Annotated in this window: 13 protein-coding genes; 10 read left to right on the forward strand and 3 right to left on the reverse strand. The window is 38.1% G+C overall.

Going from position 1 to position 15,624, the window contains the following annotated elements; all coding sequences use genetic code 11:
* Nucleotides 1–6 precede the first annotated feature (6 nt).
* The 3 genes from gloA to rpmE all read left to right on the forward strand — a co-directional run bounded on the left by gloA (nt 7) and on the right by rpmE (nt 1,921).
* Nucleotides 7–408: a lactoylglutathione lyase gene (gene gloA, locus AC1M84_RS01190; RefSeq protein ID WP_481588447.1), complete on the forward strand. Its 402-nt coding sequence runs from the start codon at nt 7–9 to the stop codon at nt 406–408.
* Nucleotides 409–508: 100 nt separating this feature from the next.
* On the forward strand, nt 509–1,480 hold the full coding sequence (locus tag AC1M84_RS01195; protein ID WP_481594246.1) for a bile acid:sodium symporter family protein: 972 nt from the start codon (nt 509–511) through the stop codon (nt 1,478–1,480).
* A gap of 216 nt (nt 1,481–1,696) precedes the next feature.
* Nucleotides 1,697–1,921 (forward strand): 50S ribosomal protein L31, encoded by a 225-nt coding sequence (gene rpmE, locus AC1M84_RS01200; protein ID WP_004971624.1) that lies wholly within the window; start codon nt 1,697–1,699, stop codon nt 1,919–1,921.
* Between the two features lie 57 nt (nt 1,922–1,978).
* On the opposite strand, the gene AC1M84_RS01205 is transcribed toward rpmE, so the two are convergent.
* The 3 genes from AC1M84_RS01205 to epmB are packed head-to-tail and all read right to left on the reverse strand — an operon-like array spanning nt 1,979 to nt 6,972.
* Nucleotides 1,979–4,189, reverse strand: a complete 2,211-nt coding sequence (locus AC1M84_RS01205) for an EAL domain-containing protein (protein ID WP_481594247.1) — start codon at nt 4,187–4,189, stop codon at nt 1,979–1,981.
* A complete protein-coding gene (locus AC1M84_RS01210; RefSeq protein ID WP_481588444.1) occupies nt 4,186–5,943 on the reverse strand; it encodes a GTPase in 1,758 nt (585 codons plus the stop codon). Before AC1M84_RS01210 ends, AC1M84_RS01205 begins: the two co-directional genes overlap by 4 nt.
* Nucleotides 5,944–5,955: 12 nt before the next feature.
* Nucleotides 5,956–6,972 carry an EF-P beta-lysylation protein EpmB gene (gene epmB / locus AC1M84_RS01215; protein WP_481586652.1) on the reverse strand — a complete coding sequence of 339 codons (1,017 nt, stop codon included), beginning with the start codon at nt 6,970–6,972 and terminating at the stop codon, nt 5,956–5,958.
* Nucleotides 6,973–7,319: 347 nt separating this feature from the next.
* On the opposite strand from epmB, the gene efp reads away from it, so the two are divergent.
* The 7 genes from efp to AC1M84_RS01250 all read left to right on the forward strand — a co-directional run bounded on the left by efp (nt 7,320) and on the right by AC1M84_RS01250 (nt 15,610).
* Complete coding sequence (efp, locus tag AC1M84_RS01220) at nt 7,320–7,889, forward strand: elongation factor P (RefSeq protein ID WP_035265851.1); 570 nt, start codon at nt 7,320–7,322, stop codon at nt 7,887–7,889.
* 170 nt (nt 7,890–8,059) lie between these two features.
* On the forward strand, nt 8,060–10,153 hold the full coding sequence (locus tag AC1M84_RS01225; RefSeq protein WP_092766101.1) for a carbon starvation CstA family protein: 2,094 nt from the start codon (nt 8,060–8,062) through the stop codon (nt 10,151–10,153).
* Nucleotides 10,150–10,452 (forward strand): YbdD/YjiX family protein, encoded by a 303-nt coding sequence (locus AC1M84_RS01230; RefSeq protein WP_481588442.1) that lies wholly within the window; start codon nt 10,150–10,152, stop codon nt 10,450–10,452. The genes AC1M84_RS01225 and AC1M84_RS01230 overlap by 4 nt, the downstream gene beginning before the upstream one ends.
* A 125-nt stretch (nt 10,453–10,577) precedes the next feature.
* Complete coding sequence (locus AC1M84_RS01235) at nt 10,578–11,594, forward strand: 2-dehydropantoate 2-reductase (protein ID WP_481594248.1); 1,017 nt, start codon at nt 10,578–10,580, stop codon at nt 11,592–11,594.
* 98 nt (nt 11,595–11,692) lie between these two features.
* Nucleotides 11,693–12,652, forward strand: a complete 960-nt coding sequence (locus AC1M84_RS01240) for an AAA family ATPase (RefSeq protein WP_035265922.1) — start codon at nt 11,693–11,695, stop codon at nt 12,650–12,652.
* 10 nt (nt 12,653–12,662) lie between these two features.
* Nucleotides 12,663–13,568: a DUF58 domain-containing protein gene (locus AC1M84_RS01245; protein WP_481589773.1), complete on the forward strand. Its 906-nt coding sequence runs from the start codon at nt 12,663–12,665 to the stop codon at nt 13,566–13,568.
* A 29-nt stretch (nt 13,569–13,597) separates the two neighbouring features.
* Complete coding sequence (locus AC1M84_RS01250) at nt 13,598–15,610, forward strand: transglutaminase TgpA family protein (protein WP_481594249.1); 2,013 nt, start codon at nt 13,598–13,600, stop codon at nt 15,608–15,610.
* Nucleotides 15,611–15,624: the final 14 nt, after the last annotated feature.

The following is a 15,624-nucleotide window of genomic DNA, read 5'->3' on the forward strand; positions in this document are numbered from 1 at the left end:
AATTTTATGCGAATGTTACATACCATGTTACGTGTAGGCAATTTAGAGCGTTCATTGGCGTTCTATACTGAAGTACTCGGTATGACTTTGCTTCGTAAACGTGATTATGAAGAAGGTCGATTCACTTTAGCCTTTGTGGGTTATGGTGATGAAGAAAACAATACTGTTCTTGAGCTAACGCATAACTGGGATACAGACAGCTATGAGCTGGGTAATGCGTATGGTCATATTGCGATCGCAGTGGATGATGCGTATAAGGCGTGTGAAGAAATCAAAGCACGTGGTGGTAACGTTGTCCGCGAAGCTGGACCAATGAAAGGCGGCGTAACCGTAATCGCTTTTGTGGAAGATCCAGATGGTTACAAGATTGAACTTATTCAACAAGACAGTAACGCGAGAAATAATTAAATTTCACTCGCTGATTTGTGAGTAAAATTTTAAAGATAAGCCCAATCAATGTGTATTGGGCTTATTTTCAATTCAGATAGAATAAAAAGAGGGATATGGGGTGCTAAAGCTCTTAGCGTTAGATCGTTTCACGATATTGCTGTTTGTTATGGTGATTTTAGCGTCAGTGATGCCAATTTCAGGTTTTGCTGCTCGCTATTTTTCTTATTTCACCACGATTGCAATTGCAATCCTATTTTTTTTACATGGTGCAAAGTTATCACGTGAGGCGGTGATTCAAGGCATTAAACATTGGCAATTACACAGTTTGGTCTTTGCACTGACGTTCGCAGTTTTCCCAATTCTAGGATTAATAGCTAAACCTGTATTGCTACCGCTACTTGGACAAGAACTGTATTGGGGCTTCTTGTTTATGTGCTTTTTACCCTCAACAGTTCAGTCTTCTATTGCATTTACTTCTGTAGCAGGTGGTAATGTCGCAAGTGCTGTGTGTAGTGCTTCATTCTCTAATATTATTGGTATGTTTATCACTCCTATATTAGTGACCTTATTTATTTTAGGTCAGTCTGATCATGGGTTCGATCCAACCAATGCGATCGTCAAAATTATTCTGCTGTTATTGGTTCCATTTATTCTGGGACAATTATTGCGTCCTATCGTTTTTCCTCTGATTCAAAAAGCCCCGAGTATTGTCAAAACTTTTGATCAAGGATCAATTCTTTTGGTGGTGTATGGCGCATTCAGTAGTGCAGTCGTAGCAGGTCTATGGAATGAAGTCAGTGGGGTGACCTTAATGTGGTTAATTATTGCATGCTCTGTGCTTCTGACTTTGATTATGCTTTTAGCCTATCACGCCCCAAAGTGGTTTGGATTTAATCGTGCCGATCAAATCGCTGTATTTTTTTGTGGTTCTAAGAAAACACTCGCAAGTGGAGTGCCTATGGCGCAAATTCTTTTCATTGGACAACCTATGGGGATGATCATATTGCCAATTATGATTTTCCATCAAATCCAATTAATGGTCTGCGGAATTATTGCAAATCATTGGTCCAAGCAAATTGAAAAGTCTTAAAGGAAAAATTCGCTATCTGAAATAAAGTGGCGTATAATGTCGTCCACTTGTTGTGCTTAGCTCTGACGGAAGCCGTCTCGGTGGGCCAAAAGAATGGTCTGTTGTGGTGTTGATCTGCTGTATTTCAGCCTTTCCTCTGCGTCTGTTGTAATGGATGAAGAGAGTGATCAATTGCGATGACAGCTAAAGCCTTCTTAACTCTATGGAGAATCGACCATGCGCGCCGATATTCACCCAAAATACGAAAAATTAGTTGCTACTTGCTCTTGCGGTAACGTAATCGAAACTCGTTCAGCTGTTGGTAAAGAAACACTTTACCTAGACGTATGCTCAGCTTGCCACCCATTCTATACTGGTAAGCAAAAGAACGTTGACACTGGCGGTCGTATCGACAAGTTCAAACAACGTTTTGCTGGTATGTCACGTTCTATCAAACGTTAATACCCAAAATAAAAAAAACAGGCGTTCAGCCTGTTTTTTTATGTCCAAAATTTGGAATTAACTTTGATCTTGAACATTCATGAGCTGATCCAATTTACGCTGGTAATAATCACCTTGTAAAAATCTCACGTCGACATTCCACGCGTTGGCAAAGCTATTCATATCATTGAGATTTTTGAGTAATAAATTGACTGATCGATGACTATTGAAGTATTCAATCGCCTGTTTAAAACGTTCAATACCTTCTTCAGTATTTAAATTATCTGTAAATTCTTCATGCAGCGTGAAATTCTGAATGTTGGCAACTTTGAGAATGAGATCGCTACATTTACTTAATCCAAACTCACAAACGGCAATATCTGCACCTTGCGCTCTCAATACCTCAATCGCAGGCAGAATTTCATTTAAATGTTGAGCAATGTATTTTTCTTTAAACTGTAAAATCAGTGGTTGAGGTGCTTTTGCTCCTACAATCATGAGCAGTTTTGAAATTAATTCTGCCAATTGATGATGCTTTAAAAGAACATGGTGTCGTAAATTAATAATCAGTTTAGCTTCAGGATATTGTGTTAAAAAATTGTGCAGTTGCTTTGCTGCTTCAACCAAAATCCATCGGTCAATTTTAATAGACAACTCAGGGTCATCCACCAATTCTTCAATATTGTCCAATTGAATCCATTGGTTTTCAAAAATAAACCCACTGCTTACTTCATAGGTATTAAGACTAGTGTCTTCTTTATCATAGATTTGTTGGAACTTTAGCGTAATTTGATCGCGTTCAAGAACTTTACGAAGATGTACTAGGATATCGCCGTGAACTTCGTCTGACTGTACAGGTTCTTCAATTGCTTGAGATACAAATTCTGTTGAATGATCAGGCTCTACTTCAGAAGAAGGTGTATTCAACTGAATAGAGGTCGGCTCATCTGCTTGAGTAACTTCAAAATGAATCTCTTCAATTTCTTCAAGCGTTGTCTCTAAAGCAGCATCATTGCTCAATAAATTGGGTAGGGGTGTGTTATAAGCATTTGCAATGAGCTGTTCAAAATTATCTACATTTAAATCTGACAGTTTGAAGAGACTATAACCAATTTTGACATGCTGTTGATAGGTTTGATCTCCCAGATTGACGAGCCTAGGTTTTTCAAGCGCATGTAGTGCAGAGAGTCTTGATTTTAGAACTTCAATCGTTTCAGCTTGAATGATAGTGGCATACAGGGCTGTTTCAATTTTAAATACAGCGCCATTGGTCTGTTCGAGAATAAAGTCTGAAAGTTTGCCGAAATAGCCTTTAAAAGTATCCCAATCAGAACTCAAGATATAGTCTGGACAACTAGCTAGGCTGAAGATGACCAAAGCATTTTCTTGAGCAGGGTGTTCTTCAAGATGTTGTAAAATTTTTGCCAATGTTGTGTGTGGTGCAATTCTACTGTCTTGGTGAGGTGCAGTCTCAAGTTGAGGACTAAATGGTTGATCATCCTGTTGAAAATGCGTTGAAATCGTAATTTCAATGATTTGATTTTGATCTGTAGGATTACATTCAATTTGGACTGGATTTTGATGTGTTAACTGTGGATTAAGAGAAATCAGTTCAAAAGGTCCATACTCAAATTTACCGAAAGCTAATTTTTTAAATCGTGCTTTAAAAGATTGAATATCCTCAGGTTGTATTAAATCAATGAGCGGGGATCCAATAACGTCATCAAACGTGTTGAAGCCAAATAAATGCGTAAACTCATGGTTGCATTCAACGACAATCCCTTCTTCTATGATTGCAACTGCTTTTTTATGCTCTTCGATCCAATTTTGTTTAATTTGAACATTGTGTTTCAGTACATCCGTTAATTGCATCTGATTTTTTTGTAAGCGACTAAAAGCCAATGCTCGAATAATTTTAAGTAAACATTGTTCAGGTTGATCAATATTTAAAACATCATAGATGCCCATCGAAATGAGTTTTACTTCAGACATTTCTAGCGCTTCTGGAGCTAGATAAAGTGTTGGGGTAAAAGCTTTATCAGAATCTGCAAGCAGTCGAAGAAAATGAGTTAAGGTCAGTTCATAGGCACGACCAAACAGAATTAAATCCCAACCTAAATGAAGTTGCTTTTCAAGACTCACTTGATCATCGAGTAGCACAGCTTCTACCTTGTACCCGCGTTTTTCGAGTAAAGAGATAATATGGTTATAACGAATCTGGTTATCATCGACAATGAGTAAGCGCATTCCAGATTGCTTTAATTGTGTTGATAGAAGTAGGTTTTTCACTTCAATGCTTCCCATACGTCTTGAAAACGATTTGATTCAAGGTTTTGATGTTGTAAAAATTCATCAATCAAATATTGCTGCTCATCATTAAATAATTCAAATTCAAATTGAACAAAACTTTGTGTGATGAGCATGGTCTTTATCAATTCTACTTTGATATCTTGATCAGTTAAGCGTAGATAAATAGATTGTTGTTCTTTGAAAAACTGTAAATTTGGCAAAATAAGAGAATGCTGTGGAGCATCAATCTTCAAGGTTTGTACAAATAAACATGGATGATAATTAAAAGAACTTCGATCTGTATAAACTTTTGCGGCGCAAGGGTGGATGTCGGGTCCAATCACTTCAAGCCCAAGTTCATAGCTTTTTTTAACAGATTGTTTAATCCAACGAATTACACCACCTTTCCATTTGCTGTTCACCCCCTCATTGATCAGGATAAATTCACCAGTTCTCAAATTTGGAGGTGCTTCTTCTTCTAACCAACGTACGCGATAGCCATTTAAACTGATATCTAAAACTTGAGCCGCATGGATTTGACGTGCCTGTTTATCTAGAACTTTGTTTGATTTGTCTGTATAGGCATCTGGGTAGTCATTTAAATATGTAAACGCAAACTCGTCTTCTGATTTTGATTTAGGCGGTGTTAGTCGCAAGGTTTCGCTAAAAGTTTTGGTCTTTGAGAGATAATAATGTGCGGTAAGTAAACTGAAACAGAGTTGTAATTGAGCGGAATGTTCATAACGTTCATGTCTGCGTTCAATGGTCGAGCCTAAAACATTTTGTACATGAAATTTAAGAGGCGCAGTTAAATATGCTTTCTCTTTCTTAGATAGATATTCATTGTCCTTTTGAATGGTTAAGTTTACATGCTCAAGCAACGATTGTGTCGCCACGAAAATGTTTGGTTTAAAACTCTCATGGTGTTTTCGGTTGTAAACTGGCGGATGATCTTTAGTGGTATCAATAACGTAACGAGATAAAGCGGTTTCGCGTGGTAAAACTTGCACTAGTTGTGCCCAATCCGCTGTGCATTGATAGAGCGCGTAGATCTCAGAAGGACGAATTTGGTGAGTATTAAATATTTCTAATAATAAGACTTGGGCATAGCATTGTTGAATATTTTTTAAAGCGTGATGAGTGCCTTGCAATAAATTAATATTCACCGTGTGTTCTTGGTTTTTTAATGCCAAATCATACAGATAATGGGTCATTAACCATTGCTTAGACAAGGCAGAACGATAAAGCATCTGTTGTTGTACTAGCAATAAACCCAATTGTTGAAGAGCGTAATAACTGGAAAGGAGTCGTGCAGTTTTCACATTACGCTTTTGAGCAAACTTCAAAATAGAAAACTTTTGTTGTTTTAGCTGCATTTCACTGCGCTGTGCAATATCTATGTAGATATCAGCAAATAATGTTCTCAAGCGAGTGGTTAATTCTATAATATCTTTGTTACGGTCAGATAGAAAAAGACCTTGATTTAAAAAGTTTTTTTCAAGTCTCTCTAAAATATTTTCGATCAAAGGATGTAGCGCTTGAATAAGATCAAAGCGCAATGTTTCCGAACATTTGAGTTCAGCGATTTCATATAGGGCTTTCAACACCGCTTCAGAGGTGTCACCTAATTGCATAATTGAAAGTTGAGATGCCCAAAAACCCAAGTCCTGAACATTTGCATTTGCAAAACTCAGTTGATCTCGAGTCAAGGCAGTAGGATAGTGAAAAATTTCTGAAATCTGAGCCTGAAGCATGTGAATGAGTCTCTAAAAAGTGGCAACTCCATAAAGCGGTGTTTTATTCTGTTCTCCCGCAATTTCTCTAACCAGCTTTGGAACCAAGTATCCAGGCAACCTTGCCAAAACCTCTTTATAGATTGAATCAATAGATTCACTTGGTAAATCAAAATGCTGAGCACCTTTCACTTTATCCAACACATGTAAATAATAAGGCATCACACGCGCATCAAATAATCGATGACTTAGATCAACCAAAATATCAGGATGATCATTAATACCTTTTAATAACACAGCTTGATTCAACACCAAAATATTTTGTTGTGAAATTTGCATTAATTTCGAAGCGGTAAAGTCATCAATTTCAGCAGCATGGTTTGAGTGTACCACTAGAATAATACGTAGCCTACTGTTTTTTAACAGAGAAATAAGTTCATCATCAAGCCGATTTGGAATAACGATTGGAACTCGAGAATGAATACGCAAAATTTTAAGATGTGGAATTGAACTTAATCTATCGATCCAAACGGCAAGTTTACGATTTGAAAGTGTTAGGGGATCCCCTCCGCTTAAGATCACTTCATTGATTTCTGGATGAGCGAGTAAGTAGTCTTGTATTTTTTTCCAGTCGTCATTTTTAGGTAAATTTTCTTGATATGGAAAATGACGTCTAAAACAATAACGACAATGAACAGCACATGCACCTGTTAAAGTCAGTAAAAAACGTGACTGATATTTATGTAATACACCTGGAATTAAATTGGCAGCCTCCTCATCAAGGGGGTCTGTCACAAAATCAGGATGTTCATTTAACTCCAGATGATGAGGGAGTACTTGAAGTAACAGTGGATCATCAGGATTAGATTTTTGCATCTTCGCGACGAAGGCGCGAGGGACTCTTAATTTAAATTGGGCTGATGCCAAAATTGCACCATGTATTAAATCTTCAGGTTGCAATTCCAAGAGTTCAATGAGCTCATGTGGGTCAGTGATTAAATCGCTGAGTTGATTTTGCCAATGTTGCTCTTGATACAAATAGTGGGTCATACAGTTTAAATTTAGAGGGAGATGAAAGGCTTCATTTTAAATCAAAACCCATTGAAAAACTCAGTTGTGTCCTGATTAAGCCTTCTTTATTGAATGTTGGGATGAAAATACTCAAGCCTAAAGATGATCAAATTAAGTCTACAACAGTAGTTCTGCATGGAACTTAGACAGCTTAAACGTTGTATTTCGGAATTTATCATTGCGGCAGAGTAGGTTGGTCATTTAGAATACGCAACATAAATGCATGTGCATGTGGCATATCATGCACCTGTCAGCCTTGCTAAATGACAGTGTAGCAGCCCATCGCATTAATAGATTAAAGTTAGTAAGTTTGGAGTGAGCCTCTCATGGCCTATTATTCTACGAACGATTTCAAGTCTGGCCTTAAGGTAATGCTTGATGGTAACCCATGCTCAATCATGGAAAACGAATACGTTAAACCAGGTAAAGGCCAAGCGTTCAACCGTGTTAAATTACGTAACCTTAAATCAGGTAAAGTATTAGAAAAAACATTTAAATCTGGTGATTCTTTAGAAGCAGCAGATATCGTAGAAGTAGAAATGGACTACTTATACAACGACGGCGAACTATGGAACTTCATGGATCCTGTGACTTTCGAGCAAATTGCGGCTGACAAAGTTGCAATGGGTGATGCTGCGAAATGGTTGAAAGACGATTCAAACGAAAAATGCACAATCATGTTATGGAATGGTGTTCCTTTAACAGTGAATGCACCTAACTTCGTGGTATTAAAAATTGTTGAAACTGATCCAGGCGTACGTGGTGATACTTCTGGCGGTGGTGGTAAACCAGCGAAACTTGAAACAGGTGCTGTAGTACGTGTTCCATTATTCGTTCAACAAGAAGAAAGCGTTCGTGTTGATACTCGTACTGGTGAATACTTAGAACGTGCATAATGGTGTAAATTTATACTATTATCGAAAGGGATGATGACAATCATCCCTTTTTTAATGCCAAGGTCTAAGGTAAAGAAGAATTATTGAGGAGTATAGTCGCAAGGGAAAACAGCAGTAACACGAATAATAAAATTGAGCTGATTGCAAATACGAAATAATGAGGGTTTGATATGGATCAAATACAACCGAAGTCATCCATGACTTCGAAATTGATTTGGATTATTGTGGCCATAATCGGTGCAGTATCCTTTGGAATATTAGCGGTTAGTCGTGGAGAACATGTCAACGCAGTTTGGCTCGTACTCGCTGCAGTCTGTGTTTACAGTATTGCATATCGTTTTTATAGTTTATTTATTGCTAATAAAGTATTCGAGTTAAATGCTCGGCGTTTAACACCTGCGCACCGTCTAGCGGATGGTCTAGATTATGTGCCTACAAATAAAAGTGTTCTGTTTGGTCATCACTTTGCTGCGATTGCAGGTGCTGGTCCGTTAGTTGGGCCTATTCTTGCTGCGCAAATGGGTTATTTACCAGGAACGATTTGGCTGTTAGTCGGTGTTGTACTGGCAGGTGCAGTCCAAGATTTTCTAGTTTTATTTATTTCTACACGCCGTGACGGACGTTCACTGGGTGAAATGGCAAAACAAGAACTGGGTTCATTTGCAGGAATTATTGTGATGCTTGGCGCATTAGGGGTAATGATCATTATCCTAGCTGTGCTTGCACTCGTCGTGGTTAAAGCATTAACCAATAGTCCATGGGGTGTGTTTAGTATTGCTGCTACCATTCCAATCGCATTATTTATGGGCGTATATATGCGATATATCCGTCCAGGAAAGATTGCCGAAGTTTCAATCATTGGCTTTGTACTGATGATGCTCGGTATCATTTATGGTGAAAACATTGCGCAACATCCTTATTGGGGGCAATTATTCACTTTATCTGGTACAGAGTTAACATGGGCATTGATTATCTACGGTTTCATCGCTTCTGTATTACCAGTATGGTTGTTATTGGCGCCACGTGATTATTTATCGACTTTCTTGAAAATTGGCGTGATTGCAGGTTTAGCATTGGGTATCGTATTTGCGATGCCTGAATTAAAAATGCCTGCAATTACCCACTTCGTAGATGGTACGGGACCTGTATTCTCTGGATCACTTTTCCCATTCTTATTTATTACCATTGCCTGTGGTGCAATTTCAGGTTTCCATGCATTGGTTTCATCAGGAACTACACCTAAGCTCGTAAATAATGAACGCGATATCCGGATGATCGGATACGGCGGTATGTTGATGGAATCATTTGTCGCAATCATGGCGATGATCTGTGCAACGATCTTGGATCCAGGCGTTTATTTTGCCATTAACTCACCAGCTGCGGTGATAGGAACGACGGTAGAAAGTGCCGCAGAGGCGGTACGTAATTTAGGATTTGTGGTTACACCTGAAGCTTTAACACTACTTGCCCAAGAGGTTGGTGAAAGCACAATTCTTTCTCGTACTGGTGGTGCACCGACGTTTGCGATTGGTATGGCGCACATCATCACTGAAATTTTTAATAGTCGTGAAATGATGGCATTTTGGTATCACTTTGCGATCTTGTTTGAAGCGCTATTTATTCTAACTGCTGTTGATGCAGGAACACGTGCTTGCCGTTTTATGGTTCAAGATACTGTGGGTATTGTTGTCCCTGCGGTTAAAAACTCTAAGTCGTTTGTGGGCAACTTGATTGGTACTGCCGTTGCAGTGGCAGGCTGGGGTTTCTTTGTATATCAAGGTGTAGTTGATCCACTGGGCGGTATCAATAGTTTGTGGCCATTATTTGGTATTGGTAACCAAATTTTAGCTGCGATGGCGCTGATGCTAGGTACTGTCATTTTATTCAAAATGAAGAAAGAAAAATATGTGTGGGTCACCATTGTTCCAACGATTTTCCTCTTCATTACAGCGATGACTGCTGGTTGGCAAAAAATCTTCCATGAAAATCCAAAAATTGGATTCTTGGCACAAGCAGATCGTTTCAATGCGGCTATTGAGCGAAACGAAATTTTAGCGCCTGCGAAATCCATTGCGGAAATGCAAACTGTTGCTTTATCTAATCAGATTAATGCTGCGTTATGTGCATTCTTTATGATTGTTGCTGTGGTGATGTTGTTTGCTGCCATTAAAGTGATTCGTCGTGCTTTAGCAAATCCGCAGCCAACGGCTCAGGAAGCTGAAGCAATTTATACTGATCAAGTCCCTGCAGGAGAGACCAAATGAGTTTGAAAGAACAAATTCGTCAAAAGCTGGCATTGGGTAAAATCATTAAATTCACGATTTTGGCTCAGCCGAAGAAGTTTTTAATGTTGAATGGAATCAAAACAGTTCAACTGATTTGGCAGCGGCTACAACAAAGTTTTCGTTTAATGGTGGGTGTCCCAGATTACCAAAACTATGTAGAACATATGAAAAAGCATCACCCTGACCTAGAGCCGATGGATGAAAAAACTTTTCATCGTTATTGTGTCGATGCACGCTATCCAAGTGCAGCAGGCGGTATGAAGAAATGTCCATGTTAATTTTTTAGCTTTACATAAAAAACGGCACTGAGGTGTCGTTTTTTATTTGTCTTAATTGTATAAAACCTGACAAATTTATTGTTCTGAAACTCGTATACTCTTGATTAATAACAAAGGATAAAAACATGAAAATTGGAATTTATGGTGCTGGGTCGATTGGGTGTTATATCGGTGGAAGAATGGTCGCAGCAGGCCATCAGGTGACATTTTACTGTAGGGAAAGAAGCTATCAAAAATTAAGCCAAAATGGATTGGAGCTCAGTGATTTAAACGGCTACCATCATAAGCTCACTCCAGATCAATTAAGACTTACAACAAATCTAGCAGAAGTCTTAGACACGGACTTAGTCATGATTTGTGTAAAATCAGCAGCGACAGAGCAAGTGGCATCTGAAATACGAAGCTGTGACACTCTCAATAAACCGAGTCTCATCAGTTTTCAAAATGGGGTGAGTAATGTTCCACGGTTAAAAAAAATGCTGCCAGAATGGGAGATTATGGAAGGAATGGTTCCATTTAATGTCGCAGAACTCAAACCGTCTCATTTCCATCAAGGTTCTGATGGAACATTAATGATAAAAAAATTTGTAGAAAGTAATCAGCTAAAAATAGTGTTAGATGCGGCGAAACTGCAAGTTGAATTCCGTGATGATATGTTAGAGGTACAGTGGGCTAAAGTCTTATTCAACTTGAACAATTCGATTAACGCTTTATCTGGTCTAACTTTAAGAAATCAACTTACTAATCGAATGTATAGAAAGTGCCTTGCTCAGGCACAGTTAGAGACGCTTCAAATTTTAAAGCAGGCAAATATTAAACCCGCACAATTAACGCCTGTACCAGCGAACATCATTCCTCATATTCTTCGACTTCCTAATTGGTTGTTTAAGTTGATCAGTCGCAAAATGTTAGCCATTGATCCACTAGCTCGTTCATCTATGCAGGATGATCTGAATTTAGGGCGCACGACGGAGGTTGATTGGATTAATGGTGAAGTGGTCAGACTTGCTAATACACTCGGGGGGAATGCACCGATCAACAGCTATTTTATTGAACAGATCAAGCTGGCGGAAAACAATAATTCAAGCCTTCAAATTGGACCTGAAGAGATGCTCACACAGTTGAAGCTTATTCAGCATTAAGTTTGATACTGATTCTTTAATACACTGATTATTAGAAATATTTGAGAAAATAAAAAAAACCTGTATGGTAGAAATATATAGTTTTGGAAATGTAAATGATGATTTGGGGAATGAAGCAGAGTGTTCAATCAAAAGATATTATACAGCCTGAGTTAGAATCTCAGATTCAATCATTTACTCCCAAAATTTCATTATTTCTAGAACAAATCAATCAAATTGTTTTGGATAAAAATACGCAAACTGAATTGGCTTTATGTAGTTTAATTGCAGGTGGTCATATTTTATTTGAAGACTTACCTGGATTGGGTAAGACCACATTGGCCAGTAGTTTGGCATCATTATCAGGTTTATCATTTCAAAGAATCCAATTTACCAATGATATGCTCGCCAGTGATGTAATTGGCGTGAATGTTTTTAATCAAAAAGAACATCAGTTTGAATTTAAGTACGGACCTGTCTTTACCCAAGTTCTTTTGGCAGATGAAATTAATCGCTGTAGTCCTAAGACACAGAGTGCATTGCTAGAAGCGATGGAAGAGGGCTACGCCACGATTGATGGACAGCGTTATGCTTTACCTCAGCCTTTTTGGGTGATAGCAACTCAGAATCCACTCTTTCAAAGCGGGACTTATGCACTACCAGAGTCTCAGTTAGACAGATTCCTCATGCGGTTATCTCTTGGCTATCCATCTCGCCATGCAGAAAAAATACTTCTTCAACAAGAATCACGTGCCAAATTAATCGCACAGTTGATCCATGTATTTAATGAGACTGAAATACTAAGATTGCAATCCTTGACTCATCAAGTCCATTTAAGTGATGCAATTCAAGACTATTTATTGGATTTGGCTGCGGTAACACGAAAAAGTGCGCATGGTTTATCGACGCGTGGATTATTGGCTTTAAAACGAGCATCACAAGCGAGAGCGATCGTGCATGCCAGAGCCTTTGTCATTCCTGATGATGTAAAAGCTGTATTTTCAGCAGTATGCGCTCATCGATTAAACTTGAGTGAGGATGAGACGGTCTCCCTAATGAATCAGGTTAAATTGATTTGAGGGTATGCAGGTGACCAGTATCTGGAAGCAATGGTTAAAAAAAAGATTTCGGTTTGAGCAGAGTAAAAAAATTGGTCAACGCGATATTTTGATTTTTATTTATCAGCAAGGTTTCTTATATCTTGTGTTGATTTTGATCACATTTATTGCGGGTATTAACTATGCCAATAATTTGATATTAGGTTTCTGCTTTTTAATTAGTGCGATCTTATGCATTAGTTTTTATATCACCTTTAAACAATTGCATGGTCTTGAGATAGACATCATTACTGATGAAGTCGGACAGGTAGGGCACTCGATTTTATTTAAAATCTACTTGAATCAACCTTATTCATATTCACGTTATTTATCGATCTCCATCGATTCTGAGACACAGCACATTCACATTGACCAAAAACAGTCTGAATGTGTTATACCGATTCATGTTGATCAACGAGGAAAGTATAACTATCCCGATATACACATTGCTTCAGTGTATCCATTTGGTCTTGTTCGAGCTTGGACTTATATCTTTCATGGACGACATGCATGGATTGCGCCACAAGCCAAAATAAATCCGAATACAAGCTTTTCAAATGCATTTGTATTGGATCAGGAAAAAGATGAGTTTAAAGAATTAAGAAGTTTTCAGGTCGGCGACTCATTACAAAGTGTATCGTGGAAGCAGGCAGCTCGTGGCCAAGGTTTGTATATTAAAGTTTTTGAAGAGCATCAACAGGATCGATGTGTTGATATTCATTATCATCATATGCCGTCAGTCGAGCATGAAGAAAAGCTCAAATATATGATGGGTGTGGTGGAGCAGTGTGAGCAATTACAAATTTCTTTTAAGCTAGTGTTACCTCATGCCGAATTGAATCAAGGATTTGGAGCTGAGCATATCAAGCAGGCTAAAATTCTGCTTGCTCAGGCATAAAGTGTGAAATAGAAAATAGGTTTAGATATATGGTACATCCTAAAGTTTCACAATCCATGCTAGTGAGTTTGGCACTCATTTTATTTATCCAGATTATTTATCTACCTTATGCTTTATTTTTGGTGCTCTGTATTGAGCTTATATATTTATGGCATATTCAAAAAAGTAAAAAAAATGTCTCCAAAGCAATAAAATTTAGTTTTACAGCAATTGCACTTGGCGCGATTTATCTGCATTACCATACCTTTGTTGGTGTTGAGGCTGGGGTAGCATCGCTGACAACTTTTCTATTTGCAAAAGCATTAGAAACCCAAAAAAAACGTGATTTGATCATCGTTTTTAATTTTGCCTTATTCGTGGCGGCAAGTACGTTTTTATACAGTCAAACGTTGTATGTTGCTTTGGGAGTGGTGCTGTGCTTAGTGAGCTGTTTTGTAGGACTTTATAGAATTCAAACCGCGGAGTTTCTGTCCACTCCTGAAACTAAAAATGGCTTAAAGCACGATATCATTCATGTCGGTAAATTCATCGGATTGGCAATTCCTTTTTTTATATTGTTCTTTATTTTTTTCCCGCGATTACCTCCGCTCTGGCATATCCCCATTCAACAAAATAAGGGGATGACAGGAATCAGTGACTCTATGTCCCCAGGTGACATTGCTGAGCTGTCTCAGTCAAATGAATTGGCATTTCGTATTATTGGTGATATCACAAAATTACCGACGCGTTCAGAAATGTATTGGCGAGCTTTGGTCTTAGATCAATATGATGGTCAAAAATGGACGAGTCATGGATTTAATAGAGGGCTAAATGAGTTAAACTCTTATCAACTTTCTAATTTAAATCAAAAAGTTGAATATCAGTATTTGGCTAAAGATCCTTCTGTAGAATGGATCATGGGATTAGAGCAATCTGTACCTCAACAACGAAATTATTATCTCCGTTATGACGGTGGTATTTCAGCTCAACGACCTATTCAAACGGCTCAACCTATAAACTTAGTTTGGTTGGGGCGTGGGACGAAAATAAATCATGAACTTAGTCAGTTTCAAATTCAGTATTACACCCAGTATCTCCGTCAGCGCGATATCAAAAGTCAAAGTTTAGCATGGGACTTATTTATTAAAAGTGGAGAGCAGCCAGAGCGTTATATCCAGCAAGTTTTAGACTGGTTTAAGCAAAATAGCTTTCAGTATTCTTTATCTCCCGGTGTTTTGAGTGGTGATCGGATAGATGCATTTATGTTTAATTCACGACAAGGATTTTGTGAGCATTTTGCTTCTAGTTTTGTCATGATGATGCGTTATGTCGGTATTCCTGCCCGAGTCGTGACAGGTTATCAAGGAGGTCAATTTGCGCCAGACCAAAAAAGTTGGGAAGTGAGGCAGTTAGATGCACATGCTTGGACTGAAGTATATTTTGGAGGTCAATGGCAGAGGATTGATCCCACTGCAATGATTGCTCCTGAACGTATTGATCAGGGAATGCAAAATTTAATTCAAAATAATCAAACACTCTATTCGGAGAATACAAATTGGTCAGTTGCAAAATATCCTTTTTTGACAAAAATTCGCGTATGGAGTGATTACGCAAGTTATCAATGGCAAAGTAAAATTGTTGGGTATAACGCTGATCAACAACAGAGTTGGATGACTAAATTTGGAATTCATTCAGTTGCTTCAGTGTTTGTGATTATCCTTGTAGGCTCACTGAGCATATTAGGATGTTATGCACTATGGATGTTGAGGAAAAAAAGAAAACACTATTCACAAATCGATTGGGTACTTCATGTTTTTAATAGAAAATTAGGACTTCACAATCGCCGTTATTCTTACGAAACGGTTCGACAATGGTTAGAAAGAATTTCATCACCTTTAAGTCAAAATGATAGAGCTGTTTTCCTCGAAATTATCATTCTGTACGAGCACTTAAGTTATTCACAATCGAGTATTTCTAAACAAGAGTTCGCAAATTTTAAGTCAATGATTAAAACTTGTTCATATCTTTTGGTTAAATATGAAAAAGGCTTGTCAGCCAAGTGATTTTTGCATAAGAT

It is taken from the genome of Acinetobacter sp. 24-47-66 (assembly GCF_056779755.1).

Bases quoted from the DNA above. Each gene is read 5' to 3' on its own strand.
- efp (WP_035265851.1), top strand. From the start codon at position 7,320: ATGGCCTATTATTCTACGAACGATTTCAAGTCTGGCCTTAAGGTAATG.
- AC1M84_RS01225 (WP_092766101.1), top strand. From the start codon at position 8,060: ATGGATCAAATACAACCGAAGTCATCCATGACTTCGAAATTGATTTGG.
- AC1M84_RS01240 (WP_035265922.1), top strand. From the start codon at position 11,693: ATGATTTGGGGAATGAAGCAGAGTGTTCAATCAAAAGATATTATACAG.
- rpmE (WP_004971624.1), top strand. From the start codon at position 1,697: ATGCGCGCCGATATTCACCCAAAATACGAAAAATTAGTTGCTACTTGC.
- AC1M84_RS01230 (WP_481588442.1), top strand. From the start codon at position 10,150: ATGAGTTTGAAAGAACAAATTCGTCAAAAGCTGGCATTGGGTAAAATC.
- epmB (WP_481586652.1), bottom strand. From the start codon at position 6,972: ATGACCCACTATTTGTATCAAGAGCAACATTGGCAAAATCAACTCAGC.
- AC1M84_RS01235 (WP_481594248.1), top strand. From the start codon at position 10,578: ATGAAAATTGGAATTTATGGTGCTGGGTCGATTGGGTGTTATATCGGT.
- AC1M84_RS01210 (WP_481588444.1), bottom strand. From the start codon at position 5,943: ATGCTTCAGGCTCAGATTTCAGAAATTTTTCACTATCCTACTGCCTTG.
- AC1M84_RS01250 (WP_481594249.1), top strand. From the start codon at position 13,598: ATGGTACATCCTAAAGTTTCACAATCCATGCTAGTGAGTTTGGCACTC.
- gloA (WP_481588447.1), top strand. From the start codon at position 7: ATGCGAATGTTACATACCATGTTACGTGTAGGCAATTTAGAGCGTTCA.